We start from the raw sequence: 14,844 nt of genomic DNA, 5'->3' as shown, positions 1-14,844 counted from the left end.
GTCCATGGTGATAAAAACCATCATAAACTAGACATTTTTATTGGTGAGAATATAGACACTTTAAATGGGTTCTAACACCTTTTGTTCGTATAATGTATATTATGTTAAATAGCATATCCAAGACTGTGGCCTACACAAACCATCTGTTGCCACAGCTCGACATCGTGAATATGCAAAATTATCATTCACGATGCCGAGTATCCTAATGAACATAATATACGTTATGCCGAAATCCGACGCGCTATATGATGATCCAATCTGACGAACAATAATTTTAACTTTGTAATTTCTTCATCATGATCTAATTCTGAGTTTTGCAGCTGCTCTAGCACTGTCTCCAGTAGATCGCGAATGTACTCATAATCATCTTTTTCATCCTACATACTAGGATACCCTATGCTCTATAGCTAAATTCTAAAAATATCAGCACGTAAAAATACCTGTAAAATTCCATTCTTTAAGGTCTTTGGTGTACTAAATAGTTAATTAATCAGCTCTAGTATGAAAAATGAGAGCGTAAATTCTCTATTTTAACTTGGTCTAAATGCGTAAAGTTTGCGTAAAAAAATTACACATTTAGGCCTGCGAACAATATTTTTATTTTAATTACCTTGCTACCCGTATCCCGCCATCTCTACCTTCTGGGCTCAATACAATTTGCCATAGTTGTAAGTTTCTTGAACGAAAAGCGCCTGCGCATGCATTTAAATAATAAGTGAACATTCGTTTAAATCGAGGACTGTAATTTGATTCTATTTGTGGCCAAATTTTAAGAAAACGGGCATGCCAAGCAGATAATGTTAAGTCATAGTCGGCACCAAAGTTATGCCAATCTTCCATGATAAATTTTCCACTACTATGATGCGCAATATTTTCTATTGAGGGTAAACAGCCATTAGGGAAAATATATTTACTGGTCCAAGCATCTCCATTCAACATGGTTGAGTTAGAACCAATGGTATGTAGTACAAATAGTCCATTCGGTTTTAGGTTTCTTTGGACAACCTTAAAATATGTATCGTAGTTTTTTGGCCCCACATGTTCAAACATCCCAATCGATACAACACGATCAAATTGATCATAAATATCACGGTAATCTGTCAGTAAAATATTGACGTCTAATGATTTACAACGTTCCTGCGCTAACTTCTGCTGTTCTTTAGAAATGGTAATGCCTGTGACGGATACTTGATAATTTTTGGCTACGTATTCAGCCAGTCCACCCCAACCGCAGCCAATATCTAGCACTTTCATGCCCGGCTTTAAATCTAATTTACGGCAAATCAGATCTAATTTATGTTCTTGCGCTTGCTCTAAATTGTCCGCATCTTTCCAATACGCGCAGGAATATTGCATATAAGGATCCAGCATCAAGGAAAATAAATCATTTCCCAAATCATAATGCTCCTCACCAACCATCCATGCCCTTTTTTTTGACTGAAAATTTCGAAATCTTGCAATTGCGATACGAATAATATTATTTAAATTATTGGGGATTTTTTTATCAAGTTGCGCGCGTAAAATTTTATAAAAAAAGATATCCAGCCTTTCACAATCCCACCAGCCGTCCATATAGCTTTCACCTAAACCAAGAGAACCTTCCTGTATAATTCTGCTATATAACTGAGGATTATGAACTTGAATATCATGCGGTCGATTACCGTTAATCACGATATCTGCCTGATCCAATAAATTCTCAATTACATCTCTTAAATGATCATCCTGATGAGCAACAAAAGTATTCATATCAACTCCTAAACATTATTAAGTGATTGATTCATATATTTCTATTGTTTCGTGCTTCAAATTTTTATTTTCTATTCATTTATAACTGAATTACTGATCATAAAATACTCTCCTTACAACTTATATACACATATCCTTCATTTAGAAAATCACTTTGTTCGTACTACTCATCCTGTATTTATTTAAAGCTGCGTGTATGATGCGACTGGGTTTCTGCTTTATTTAATTTTCATATGTACAATGCTTTTTCTGACAACAACCAAATTGGCGTTGTTTCTAGCTTTTCTGAACTTATCAATTTGCATTTTCAGGGTGATATGAATGCTATTTGCTGGCATAGAAACTCGCTTGGCGATTTTAAAGAAATTGTAGAAAAAATTGAATTAAAAGAAAATATTACTGAAATTTCGATAGCAGATCTTTTAGCGCTACAGCTTTCAGAAAAAGGCTGTCAGGCCAGAGAAAGAATCTTAGAAGATATACAATTACTTGCCGATTTTGGTGCTTCGCCCTCTCTGAACTTACTGAAAAGCTATGAACGAGATGATGAACTGGATTTTATTTCGACAGATGTTTATTCCTTTCATGTAGACCGTTCACCTATCGGAACGGATACTTTTTTATGCACGTATTATGGTGCTGCAAGCGATATCTTGTCGAATGATCAGGTTGAACAAAAGATCTTGATCCCAGAAATTAGAGATAAGCTCAAAGAATTGCATGATGGCCCAGAAGCTGAGTTTGAAAGCTTTTTGGAAGAATATTATTTTGATCTGCATTATCAGCCTAAACCTGACGCAAAACCTGTGAATTTAGGCGTAGGTCATCTTTGGCGCTTAGCGGTCGATCATCCAGCACAGCAAGTTTTACCTTGTGTGCATCGAGCGCCTGTAGAAAATAATGAATTACGATTGCTGTTGATTTGCTAATGATTAGATTAATTTAAACAGAGTACGAAATTAAATTTTTCCATAAATTGGATACGCGAAAGCGTCCTTCGCAATTGTTCGAGCATAATGCTATTTTAAGATAATGTTTTGCAATAAGTTCTTATAGTTGTTGGTATTCTGCGAGTTTTTGCGAAGGACAATGGTTTGAGTTACTTTTGCCGAAATAAAAGTAACTCAAACCGAAGGTTAATCTTATTGAAATTAATGCTGATAATTTAATTAAAGCCCTTAAACAGAAAAAAACATCCAATCACAATCAACAATACAGCAAAGCATTTTTTAAGTACTGCTGGCGACAACGCATGTGCTGTTTTAGCACCATATTTTGCAGTCACAAAGCTCATAATACTAATACCCAAGAAAGCATAAACATGCACAAAACCCATGGTGTTCGGTACATCAATCTGCTCTTTCATGCCAACAAAAATGAAGCCTAAAGCACCCGCAATGGCAATCGGCAAACCACAGGCCGCGGATGTGCCTACTGCTTTTTGCATGACTACGCCATTTTGACTCAAGTAAGGTACCGTCAGGCTGCCCCCGCCGATACCAAAAATTGCCGAAGCAATGCCAATCCCCGTGCCTGCGCCAATTTGCTTACTTGTCGAAGGTAAAGGTTTGCTGGCATCTACAGCTTTTTTCGCGCCCGTAAACATGGTGTAAGATACCCAAAGCAAAAAGATGCCAATAATCAACTGCAAGTGTGTACCTGATAAAATTCCGGCAATACTCGCCCCGGCAAAACAGCCGATCGCCATGGGCGGAGCAAGATTTTTAAATACGGGCCACATGATTGCACCATTTTTCTGGTGCGCCATGGTTGAGCTGATCGAGGTGATGACAATGGTTGCCAATGAAGTACCGAGTGCCAAATGCATGATGACGTCAGGACTGTAGCCCATTTGGGTAAAGACCACATATAACAATGGGACGATGATGGTTCCACCGCCCACGCCAAACAGCCCAGCGGCAAATCCTGCGAAGGCACCGATGACCAAGAAAATAATGAATTCCACAATATACTGTCTTAAAATTTGATTTTAGATAAAAATTTGAATAAACAAATGATTAAGCTTCTTCAACCTGCCCAACTTGATGATAAGCACGATTGAAATATACGAGGCTTTGATCCTGCTCACTTTTTTGTATTGCAGCCACACGGCAAATAAAAATGCTATGCGTGCCCACTTCCTGAATTTGATCGATCTCGCAATCAAAACTTACCAAGGCTTCCTCAAGTACAGGTGCACCCGTTTCTAGCGTCGTCCAACAGCCATGCTTAAAGCGTTCATCAGCATCCATTTTCGATGCAAACACATTGGAAATCAGCTCATGATTTGCACCCAAAACATTCACAGTTAAAATTTTATTTTCAATAAAATGTTCATGTGAACGTGATGATTTGTTCATACACACCAATAAAGTCGGAGGCGTATCAGTGACGCTGCATACCGCAGATGCAGTAAATCCATAACGGCCAGACATACCTGCAGTTGTAACTACATTAACCGCACTTGTTAACAATGACATTGCATTTTTAAAGTCTGTAGCTTGAATCATCACTTTATTCCTCAGTTACCAGATTGGAACTGCATGTTTCCTATATGTTGTTTTACCTAAGCAACATCAATGCTTAAGCAAATGATCTCAATGAGTTTTGATAAAATTTTGAAATGCGATGATGTGCCCCTTTATATTAAGGACACATCATCGTTTCAGTTGCCTGCTTTCACATAAAGTCGAGATTAAGCAGAAAGTTCTTTACGAATAATTTCTGCACCAACACTTAATGCATTCAGCTTGCCGCGTGCAACTTCACGAGCCAATGGTGCCATGCCGCAGTTGGTTGATGGATAGAGTTTATCTGCATCGACAAATTGCAAGGCTTTACGCAGTGTATTCGCGACTTCTTCCGGTGTTTCAATCTGGTTGGTTGCCACATCAATTGCACCAACCATGACCTTTTTACCGCGGATCAATTCAATCAAATCCATTGGTACGCGAGAGTTTTGACACTCTAAAGACACGATATCAATTTTAGACTGCTGCAATTTTGGGAAAGCTTCTTCGTACTGGCGCCATTCAGAACCTAGGGTCTTTTTCCAGTCGGTATTGGCTTTGATTCCGTAGCCGTAACAAATGTGTACTGCAGTCTCACACTTCAGACCTTCAAGCGCGCGTTCTAAAGTTGCCACGCCCCAATCATTCACTTCGTCAAAGAACACATTAAATGCAGGTTCATCAAACTGGATAATATCCACCCCAGCAGCTTCTAACTCACGTGCTTCTTGGTTGAGAATTTTGGCAAATTCCCAGGCCAATTTTTCACGGCTTTTGTAATGGCCATCATATAGCGTATCAATCATGGTCATTGGACCCGGTAATGCCCATTTAATCGGTTGATTGGTCTGGCTGCGCAAGAACTTTGCATCTTCAACAAACACTGGTTTTTGACGGCTGACTGCACCCACTACACTCGGAACACTCGCATCGTAACGGTTACGGATACGTACAGTTTCACGTTTCTCGAAGTCCACGCCATCCAAATGCTCAATAAAGGTGGTCACGAAGTGCTGACGGGTTTGCTCGCCATCACTGACAATATCAATACCTGCATGTACTTGTTCTTGCAAGGACAAACGCAGTGCATCTTGTTTCGCTTCAAGTAATTGTTCACCTTCAAGTTTCCAAGGTGACCAAAGCTTTTCAGGTTCTGCCAGCCAAGTTGGTTTTGGTAAGCTACCAGCCGTTGAGGTTGGGAGTAATAATTTTGGTTGTACAAGTGCCATGTTAAATCTTCTTTCTCTATATTCGTTAATCTATGGTGTAAATCAGGCAGCGTGTTCTTGGTTCACACTTTCAACTGTAAAATTGGCAGCCCATTCATCCAAAATATCTTTATATGGCTTGATGAAGTTTTCTTCAGTCCATTTGCCTTGTTTTACCGCCAATTGACCACGCTCAACACGGTCATAGACCACTTGAGTCAATGAAAAATCCTGATAGTTCAAACTTGGCTGATAGACTAAACCTGCAGCAGAATTGGTGTTATAAATTTCAGGACGGTAAATTTTTTGGAAACTTTCCATGGTGCTAATCGCACTGATCAACTCGAAATCTGTATAGTCACTCAGTAAATTTCCTGCTGAGTAAAATGCTAGTGGTGCAGCAGCATTTTCAGGTTTGAAATAACGAACGCTTAAGCCCATTTTTGCAAAGTATTCATCGGTACGTGAATATTCGTCATTTTTGTATTCCACACCGAGTACAGAATGCACATTGGCCGTACGGAAATAAGTTTTAGAGGTTGAAACACTAAGGCAAATCACAGGTTGTTTCTTAAATTCAGCTTTGAATACTTCTGAATTCACCAAGTGTTGATAAAGTTTGCCGTGTAAGTCACCAAAACTCTCAGGCTTTTCATTGGTTTTACAGCCTAATGTCGGTAATACCACACTAAAGTCATAATCGCGTACATAAGAAGAAAAACTGTTACCAATCATGCCTTCAATACGTTCATTGGTGTGATGGTCTGTAATGGTGCTTTTCAACATTTCAATGAATGGGAAAGTTTTACCGTTACCTTCAACATCAAGCTCTGCTGAAATAATGTCGATTTCAATTGAATAACGGTCAGCTTTGGGATTATCGCAGCGCGCCAAAGTATTAAAGCGATTGTTGATCATGGCCAAAGTACGGCGCAGATTTTCTTCACGGTGTTCACCACGCGCTAAATTGGCAAAGTTTGTGGTCAAACGTGTACTATCTGCTGGTTGATAGTTTTCATCAAAACGAATTTTTTTAATTGAACATGCAAATTTATTGCTCATGGTATTCACTGCCCTAATTTCTAAAAAATGAAATCAAAATTTCTGTATGGAGTAATTTATACATGAATCAATAGATGAATAAAAATGATTTAACCTCACCATAAAGTGAGTAAAATTCATGTTTTATGTTTTTTTATCATTTTAATTGGAATTCGAGGCATAGAGTTTACTGCTCTCATTCATAAGTTTAAGCTTGTTAAACCAATACACAATGGCTAAAATTAAATGTTTAGATTTAAACTTAATAGAAACTTAAACAATAACTTAAAGTATTTAATATTGATTTTTTGAGGTAGAGGATTTTAAAAAATCTTCGAAAAATTGATTCTTAGGTATATGAGCTAATTTCATTTTTTTGAATTAAAATTTTCCTAAATCATACTTTTTATTTTGTTATTTTAATAGGAACATTAGCTGTTTTAGAAAGTAGATAAAAACTATAACAAATGAATTTAACTCATCTCATCAGCACAAATCTTTAATTTATTCACTCTATAGCTAAATTCTAAAAATATTAGCACGTAAAAATAGCTGTAAAATTCCATTCTTTAAGGTCTTTGGTGTACTGAAGAGTTAAGTAATCAGCTATAGTTCGCAGCTTCATTCTCTTCTAATAGCTAGAAATACTTAAAGTTCTGGGATATTCCCCTTATGGCGAATATCCCATCAATTATAAAAACCGAGAGATTCCCTTTTGGAAAACTGCGATAACCACAAAACTTCAACCTGCAATGGCCGCCTTAACCACAGCGATATCAATTTTCTTCATGGTCATCATGGCTTCAAAAACTCTTTTTGCGACTGCTCGATCAGAGCCTGTGTAAGCTTCGGTTAAAATTCTCGGGGTAATTTGCCAAGAAATTCCCCATTTATCTTTGCACCAGCCGCATTCACTTTCTTGACCACCATGATTGACAATAGCATTCCAGTAACGATCCGTTTCCTCCTGATCTTCAGTTGCAATTTGAAAGGAAAAGGCTTCAGAATGTTTAAAAGCTGGCCCGCCATTGAGACCTAAACATGCAACGCCTAGAACGGTAAATTGAACGGTTAATACATCGCCCTCCTTGCCGGATGGATAGTCACTCGGTGCATGGTTCAGCGCAATAATTGATGAGTCTGGAAATGTCTCGGTGTAAAATCGTGCAGCGCCTTCTGCATCATTATCGTACCAAATACATATCGTATTCTTTGCAATGTCCATTATTTCACCTCATTATTGAAAATATTATCGGTGTAACCGCGCATATTTTTAATTCAATCAAAACGCTCGACTAAAAAGTGCAAGTATTTTTAAATCCTTGACCTCATAGCAAACGTTTCTGTCCATGTTTATTCTGAATGCAATTTTTTATTCGATGAAGAGCAATAATGTAGGCATTTTAATGTCTCCGTGTGCATTTGATATGCGATGTGTTAAGGCTAAATCTCCATCATTATGAGCAACAGATTTAAGCTAAAAAATATACCTTTAACCCAAGTCCTTTGAGATGTAAGAAAGATAAAAAATTAGGCTTAAATAAAAAGGACTAAATGCTATGAATATCACATTTAGTCCTTAACTTGCTTTATCAAACTACCAAATGTTCAGTGAACTGATCATTTGGTAGTTTTTTATCGCATTTAGATTCAACCATTATTGAGTATTAGCTTTTGACATTAATTCACTAATCAAAGCTAGATGTTGATTCAACTCGGTACTTAAAATCAGGCTATTGTTGGCTTGTAACGTGGTCCATTTCTGGTTAGAACCGCCTGTACATCCATAACGTGTTGCGACACCACGGCCATTATCATCAGGTGCACGTCCACCATGTAAATCAAGGCATTGATTCCCTTGTTTAATTTGGTTTTTACCCGCATCCATCGTCCAAACTTGATTGCTCGTATTATTTACACATGGCACTAACTCCATAGAACTCGATAAGCAACGGTCAATGTATTTTTCATTATGGATTTTACCTCTGGCATCATAAATCCATTTTTCAGCAGCCTCACCCGTACAGCCATTTTTACCGCTGATATACGCATTAATTTTGCCTGTATCCAGTTTTTCTGCTTTTAAACAACTGCCTCTCATATCGGGTAAAACCAGTGAAGCACTGTTGGTTAAAGGCGCATCATTGGTTAAATTAATTTTATTGATAAAATTATTGAAGGCGTCTTGTGCGTCTTGATTGCCATTTTTAAGATCACTCGCATAAGCATTTACCCAGCGATTAAGACGATGCAATTGGGTCTGCTGCTGTGTATAGCGCTGCATTTGTTGCTGTGCTGGGCGCGAAAGTTCGTGTCCATATGACTGGTAAGAGCGATAAAGCTCAACCCCTTTAGGCGAAAGTGCTACAACTGGTTGCCCGACCTGACTCATTAATTCTGTTTCGAGCAGCGGCAGCTCAATTTTGCGTAAAGCCTTATATTCCTGCTCTCGACCAATATCTACAGCTGCCGGCAAAGCAGTTGAATAAGGGCTAATTTCAATAGAAGACAGTTTTTGTGCAACTTGTCCTGCATCTTTACAATATAAATCTACAGATTTCGGCTGATCTGCTTGAGCAAGGTTGACGTGCAGTTTATTGACACTATTGGCTTGCATACGCTGCGGTGCAAGCGCAATATTTTCATCAGCCTTTCCTGAAGAAAACTTCACATTGAGCCAACAGCTTGCTGCATCATTTGCCTGACTCGCTTGAGGTAAGTTAAATACATTGCCCCAGTTTCCACGCGCCTCTTTATATAATAAACCCACCTTATTTGTTGGATCATAACCACCTAAAATAGTAAAAACCGGTACGCCAAATTGTTTTGGTTTTAGATAGTGTCCATCTAGACTGTTGTACCAGACTTGATCGGACATCGGTACGGTAGGATATGCGACTTCCATCTGACGAGTATCTTTGTTCCACTTCTTATAACCAGACGGTGAACTTGGATTCCACACATGACGTCCTTCAAAATGCGGTTGGATCTTAAGCTGTGTACTATATAGCCTGTGTAATAGGTATAAGTAGAAATTGCACCCGTCTGGAAACCATCAGATTGTGCATCACGACCATGGCGATATTTTCCTAGAAAAATAGCCTCGCCATTACGCACATCGGTAGGTTGAACCCGTGTTTCGGTCCAAGTTAAATTGCCACGCATCATATTGCGATAAGCAATATATCCCCAACCGCTGTCTGAATGATGTGCTGTCCAAAAATAGTTGCCCTCTTTTTCGCCGACATAATGACCTAAGCCATAATGGTGGCCAATTTCATGGCTAAACTCATTTCCAGAAGAGTAATCTAGAGTCAGCATGCCATTACCACCACTAAGGCCATGGTTGATATCTCCATTTTGATACTTCCCACGCGAATGGTGAGCAACCACACTTTGCGTCAGTTGCGGCTGTTGCTGGCTTTGCATTGAAGCACTGGTTACGCCCCAGTTGGCTAAGTTGATGCCTACACTATAGGTGGACTTGCCAACATTTTCGCGCATGTCACCACTATGTACTCCACCATCACCATCGCTCACAGAGTCATAAATTTTTCCACTTGCAATCATGACTTTTGGCAAAAACACATCATCATATTGACTGACCGTCATTTTCGCTGCAGGAATAGTTTGGAAATAATCCGAACCTGCAAGTTCAGGATGATCAAGCATATATTGATGTGGTGATCGAACGGGCTGCGTCAGCATGCCGATACGGATATTCTGAACCAATAATTCTCCAGCAACAGAGAAATCAATATCTGCTGCGGCCAAAGCGCCGCTTTTCTTACTTTTTGGATCGACGATTCGAATATTTAAACCAGAACGTACCTCATCCCACTTTAGAACAGCCGACCAAGCGCGTTTAGAATATTGAACACGAGGACGATCATCGGTGTTGTTTTGGTCAGATATTGGAATGGATGCTGGATCATTCAACGCAATGGTTCGTAACAACCGCCCGTCCTGATAAATTTCTGCGTTTAAAGCATCTAATTTACCCATATCCGCAGTAGGTGTAATGAGTAAAAGCGCCTCTCTTTCTGTGGTAAGTCGAGGCATCAAGTTTGCTTCGTTATTTTTAGGATCCATTGTGTGACTTTGAGCAAACTGAACCATCGCACTAAAGTCACCATTCAAATCATTTCTGATCGTTCTGCTATTCCCTTCAAGAGTAAAGTCGAAATAACCCAACACATCTGCTGAAAAACTATCGGTTAGAGGTTCAGGATATTTTGAAACTTGACCATTTGCAGAATCACTACCTTCTGAATTTGATCCCCCGCCACATCCGATGAACATGGCTGATAAAGTACATAATGTTAAAAACTTAAGTTTGGATTGCATCACATTTCCCCCAAATAATGCACGACTACATATCATTAAAACAAAAAAAACATTAAATATAATTCATATATATCAATTATTTAAGCCGATCATACCTGATATTTTTAAAAGTGTTTAACTTTTTAATTAATCTAAATTTTTAGACATTTGTATATAATTTGAGGATAAGTAGATGCTGCTAGAAACTATCTGTTCAATTGTAGAAGCTCATACATGACTGCTTAGCTTTATCGAATAGTTTGGAGAAATTAGATGATATTTTTCTGATGTGAACTCGCAGACTCGGCAACTGTCTAGCGATTGCTTATGACAAATGTATATATTTTTTTGAAAATACAGCAGCAAATTAGAGGCGAATTTGCAAGTATTTTAGATTTCTGCAATATCCGGATGGTATGGTTGCAATTGCCTATTTAGGATCGAAAAATCAATAACCGTATTTTCGATAAATTAAGTCAGTTAGGCCGACGAAAATTTTTTAGAATGTGCGTTTAAATTGTATTCTTGTTAATAACAACAACACAAAGAGTGAGAGCAAAAAACGAACGTCATTGCTCTTTATCTATTACTAGCGAAATATACATTTAACGACTTTGGTGAAGTATCAAAAGTCCCTGATTATTGGTCTGAAGATGATATCAGTGTGATATTTGAAAAAAGTGGTGCAGCCAAAATAAATAACCAGACCACAAGAATAAATGCTGACGTTAATGCAGGCATGCCTATCGGCTCTAAGGTAGCAGAAAGTGCTGCGAACACAAAAGAGGTCACAATGACTGCCAATAGGCCATAAAGAGCGGTGGATTTATTGATCAGAAAAATCCCTCCAGCAAATGTGATGGCTGTTAATACATTATTAAACCCAAATACACCTGCACGAATCGCTGGCTCCGCCGCGCCCATCCCCCAAGCAATGAATACGCCAAGTAATGAGCCAAAGAATGCAGCCATGCAAGCGATACGTGAATTAATGAATAAACCAATAAGAAAGATTACACCTGTCACGCTATTGCCCTGAAAAAATACTTGTGAAATTCCAGTAAAAACACCTTCAATCACCGTAGAAGTCGTTACGATCCCTTCAATACTTATCGCTGTTGAGGGTAAGTTCGCTGTTGGCAACATTCCTGTTGACTCCAACTGACCAAAACGAGCACAAGCCAAGATAAACAACAATGTTGTCACTACAAATGGTGCAGTAAGCGTAGGAAGCTTCCAGACTTTGGTTAGCGTGAATGTGGCTGCCATAATAATCGTACTGCTGGCGGTGGCTAAAATAACATAGCCCCAAGTAATCCATGTTGGCTCAAGAAAATATAACAGAGCAATTGCAACTAAGGCACCATTGAAACCAAAGAGTCCCTCTCGGATACTGGCAGCATTCACACCCAATAAGCTTGCACTGAATGTACTGATGATTGCACCCAATAAAGCAGCACATCCTAATAATATGGAGTTGTAAAAAATTCCTATTAAAAAAACTAAGCCTGTATAGCTATTATTTTGTAGCATGACTTGCCCGATCCCGCGTAATACGGAATCAATAAAAATCAATAGTGAGGACGGTTTCTGTGATTGATTTTGAATAATCAGCCCTGTACGCGATAGGTTTTTAATAGTATTACTGAAGTATGGATGGGTCATTTCATATTTCTCATGATTACAAATCAAATGCTTAATTTTGAGTTAATCGTTAAGTAAGTCGAATAATGAGGAAAAGATACTCTAAACCTCTATCCAGCTCCATCAGCAATGCTTGATTGAAGGACCGAGTCCTCACATATTTGTCAGATATTAAAAATAGTTTCTTTGTAGTGGGCGCTTATTGTTTAAACTCCAAATTGTTTAAACTCCAATCAGCCCACTTTCAAAAATATGCTTACAAATTAGACTTATTTCATTGAATTCAGGTTGCTTTGCTTTTTTTGCGTAACAGAATCCGTCGCATCACGAGCCATAGCAACACTTCCTAATACATTGCCATCATTATCTTTAATTAAGGAAAAACTCATTTCTACATAGAGCTTTTTCTCTGCATCTTTATGAACGACTCGCGTTAAAGTGGGTTGACCTGATAATCGAAGATTTCCACTTTGGATAGCCATATTAAAGCCATGCCAATGTGCTTTGCGTGCACGTTCAGGAATGATTGCGTCAAGGCTTTGTCCCAGCATTTCAGCCTTTGAAAATCCAAATAATCGACTCGCAGCATCATTCCAACGTTGAACATTGCCATGATGATCTGCATAAATTACTGCATCACTGGTTTGTTCTATAATCCACTCAGCAAGTTCATTCTTACTCATCATCTAACTCCTTTTTTATAAAAATGTTACTCATACCTTTTAGGGATAATGAGTAACATAAGATGCCGTGTTGCTTATTTTATATAAATAATATAGCTGATTACTTAACTCTTCAGCACACCAAAGACCTTAAAGAATCGAATTTTACAGCTATTTTTACGTGTTGATATTTTTAGAATTTAGCTATATGTGGAATGTGTAAGCTTAAGTCTACAAATCTCATTGAATATAAATCTCTTATGCGAGAGTTTGATAATATTCTTTATCAGTTACAAAGCCTTTAATTTGTTCAGTAAAGATATTGGTTTCAAAATGAATAATATAGGTTCTTATAAGTCTAATAGCATATTAGACTTATATCATTTTATGGTAGAAAACAAGAATAACGAAATTTAATCGTTTATAACGACACAATATGATGTCCGGAAAGATGTTAATTGTTTTATGAATAGATAAGTTTTTGTTTTTATTATAAATTGCTTACAAATATAGTAACTTTAGAAACTAACGATGAATATATATGAAGATTTATTACAGCTAAGACTGGATTTAGAACGGTTAAAGAAAGATCAAACCCTTCCAATAGATGTAATTGAACAACGTTTTGTCGATTCAATGAAAGATAAGATGATTTTTAATTACCAAGAAGCTCTATCTAAATTCAGTGAGATAAATGAAGATGTAATAGCTAATTTTGACCAAAATACGATTCTAGCTTTTTTAACTTCAGTTATTCGTAGGGAACGTTTTTTAGAAGGAACTCTCCCTCATAATCTACGTTCAGGATTAGTTTTAGTCGCATTAGAAAGATTGGCTATCTTAGTAAATGCAGAGCATAAAGTCATGCTGAATGATATTTTACAAATCAAAAACTTAGATAATTTAAAAATTAGACTGAATGTTATGTTTGGCGGAAATTGGAATCCAATTGAAATATTTAAAGATGGAAATATGGATGAGATTCTGAAAGGACACTATTGGAACTATAGTTCTAAAAAATCATATAAAGACGGTCAAACAACTGTGGGGTTAATCCGAATAAAACCAAATGAAGATTTATGGTTATTGATTCATGTTGGAAAAATTACAAAGGATTTGAATAAATTCAATGATGTTGGTTATGAGTTTGAAGTTTTAGAAAAATATCGTAAGTATTTTGGACGAATTATTGTTAAGTATAAAAATTCATCTCAGACACTCATACGGAATGCTCTAACGATCATTAATGATTGTGAGATTCATCAAATATTGCCTGATGTATTTGATAATGATCTTTTCCCAGGATATGAAAGTGTGAATATTTCATGGCAAGAATTAACACGAGTAATTGATAAAGAGTCGTGGAAGACTGCACTACAAAATCAAAAAGCAGTGTATTTAATCACTGATATTTCAAATGGGAAAAAGTACGTTGGTTCTGCATATGCTGAAAATATGTTGCTCAACAGATGGCAAAGTTATGTGAAAAGCAGGCATGGTGGAAATGTTCAATTAAAGTTACTATCAAAGGAACACATTGAAAGTAACTTTAGATATTCGATATTGGATATATTTAAATCAACAACAGATGATAAAGTTATATTAGGTAGAGAAAGTTGGTGGAAAGATAGGTAGTGTTCAAAAAACTGTGTCATTTCCTTAAACTGTTAAAAACAGGAATGATGCATTATGGCAACTACATTTGAT

General features: G+C 37.5%; 10 protein-coding genes and 3 pseudogenes. 4 read left to right on the top strand and 9 right to left on the bottom strand.

The window, feature by feature from the left end; translation table 11 throughout:
- Window positions 1–606: 606 nt before the first annotated feature.
- A complete protein-coding gene (gene cfa / locus ACN6OV_RS04415; protein ID WP_427949961.1) occupies window positions 607–1,746 on the bottom strand; it encodes a cyclopropane fatty acyl phospholipid synthase in 1,140 nt (379 codons plus the stop codon).
- A 233-nt stretch (window positions 1,747–1,979) separates the two neighbouring features.
- Here cfa and ACN6OV_RS04410 point away from each other — a divergent pair, with 233 nt between their 5' ends.
- Window positions 1,980–2,675: a DUF1826 domain-containing protein gene (locus tag ACN6OV_RS04410; RefSeq protein ID WP_427949958.1), complete on the top strand. Its 696-nt coding sequence runs from the start codon at window positions 1,980–1,982 to the stop codon at window positions 2,673–2,675.
- A 236-nt stretch (window positions 2,676–2,911) separates the two neighbouring features.
- Here the strand turns inward: ACN6OV_RS04410 and ACN6OV_RS04405 are convergent, their stop codons facing one another.
- The 6 genes and pseudogenes from ACN6OV_RS04405 to ACN6OV_RS04380 all read right to left on the bottom strand — a co-directional run bounded on the left by ACN6OV_RS04405 (window position 2,912) and on the right by ACN6OV_RS04380 (window position 10,852).
- Complete coding sequence (locus ACN6OV_RS04405; protein WP_427949955.1) at window positions 2,912–3,712, bottom strand: sulfite exporter TauE/SafE family protein; 801 nt, start codon at window positions 3,710–3,712, stop codon at window positions 2,912–2,914.
- 52 nt (window positions 3,713–3,764) lie between these two features.
- Window positions 3,765–4,256: a flavin reductase gene (locus tag ACN6OV_RS04400; RefSeq protein WP_427949952.1), complete on the bottom strand. Its 492-nt coding sequence runs from the start codon at window positions 4,254–4,256 to the stop codon at window positions 3,765–3,767.
- Between the two features lie 185 nt (window positions 4,257–4,441).
- Window positions 4,442–5,485 (bottom strand): methionine synthase, encoded by a 1,044-nt coding sequence (locus ACN6OV_RS04395; RefSeq protein ID WP_427949949.1) that lies wholly within the window; start codon window positions 5,483–5,485, stop codon window positions 4,442–4,444.
- A gap of 42 nt (window positions 5,486–5,527) precedes the next feature.
- The gene (locus tag ACN6OV_RS04390; RefSeq protein ID WP_427949946.1) at window positions 5,528–6,526 is read right to left on the bottom strand and encodes a putative oxygenase MesX; all 999 of its coding nucleotides are present in this window, start codon (window positions 6,524–6,526) and stop codon (window positions 5,528–5,530) included.
- A gap of 721 nt (window positions 6,527–7,247) precedes the next feature.
- The gene (locus ACN6OV_RS04385; RefSeq protein ID WP_427949945.1) at window positions 7,248–7,730 is read right to left on the bottom strand and encodes a VOC family protein; all 483 of its coding nucleotides are present in this window, start codon (window positions 7,728–7,730) and stop codon (window positions 7,248–7,250) included.
- Between the two features lie 432 nt (window positions 7,731–8,162).
- Window positions 8,163–10,852: pseudogene (locus ACN6OV_RS04380) on the bottom strand (M66 family metalloprotease).
- A gap of 275 nt (window positions 10,853–11,127) precedes the next feature.
- Between ACN6OV_RS04380 and ACN6OV_RS04375 the strand changes: the two are divergent.
- A pseudogene (locus ACN6OV_RS04375) lies at window positions 11,128–11,326 on the top strand (ISNCY family transposase); the annotation flags it as partial.
- 144 nt (window positions 11,327–11,470) lie between these two features.
- On the opposite strand, the gene ACN6OV_RS04370 reads toward ACN6OV_RS04375, so the two are convergent.
- Both ACN6OV_RS04370 and ACN6OV_RS04365 read right to left on the bottom strand, forming a co-directional pair.
- Window positions 11,471–12,496 carry an urea transporter gene (locus tag ACN6OV_RS04370; RefSeq protein WP_427949942.1) on the bottom strand — a complete coding sequence of 342 codons (1,026 nt, stop codon included), beginning with the start codon at window positions 12,494–12,496 and terminating at the stop codon, window positions 11,471–11,473.
- A 248-nt stretch (window positions 12,497–12,744) separates the two neighbouring features.
- Complete coding sequence (locus ACN6OV_RS04365; RefSeq protein WP_427949939.1) at window positions 12,745–13,161, bottom strand: PAS domain-containing protein; 417 nt, start codon at window positions 13,159–13,161, stop codon at window positions 12,745–12,747.
- Between the two features lie 507 nt (window positions 13,162–13,668).
- Here ACN6OV_RS04365 and ACN6OV_RS04360 point away from each other — a divergent pair.
- Window positions 13,669–13,971 (top strand): annotated as a pseudogene (locus ACN6OV_RS04360) (DUF6508 domain-containing protein); the annotation flags it as partial.
- Window positions 13,972–14,001: 30 nt separating this feature from the next.
- Complete coding sequence (locus ACN6OV_RS04355; RefSeq protein ID WP_427949964.1) at window positions 14,002–14,772, top strand: GIY-YIG nuclease family protein; 771 nt, start codon at window positions 14,002–14,004, stop codon at window positions 14,770–14,772.
- Window positions 14,773–14,844: the final 72 nt, after the last annotated feature.

Source organism: Acinetobacter sp. (genome assembly GCF_050285345.1).
Classification (GTDB): Bacteria; Pseudomonadota; Gammaproteobacteria; order Pseudomonadales; family Moraxellaceae; genus Acinetobacter.
The sequence above is the reverse complement of the archived record's forward strand: the minus strand, read 5'-3'. Positions and strand labels throughout refer to the sequence as shown.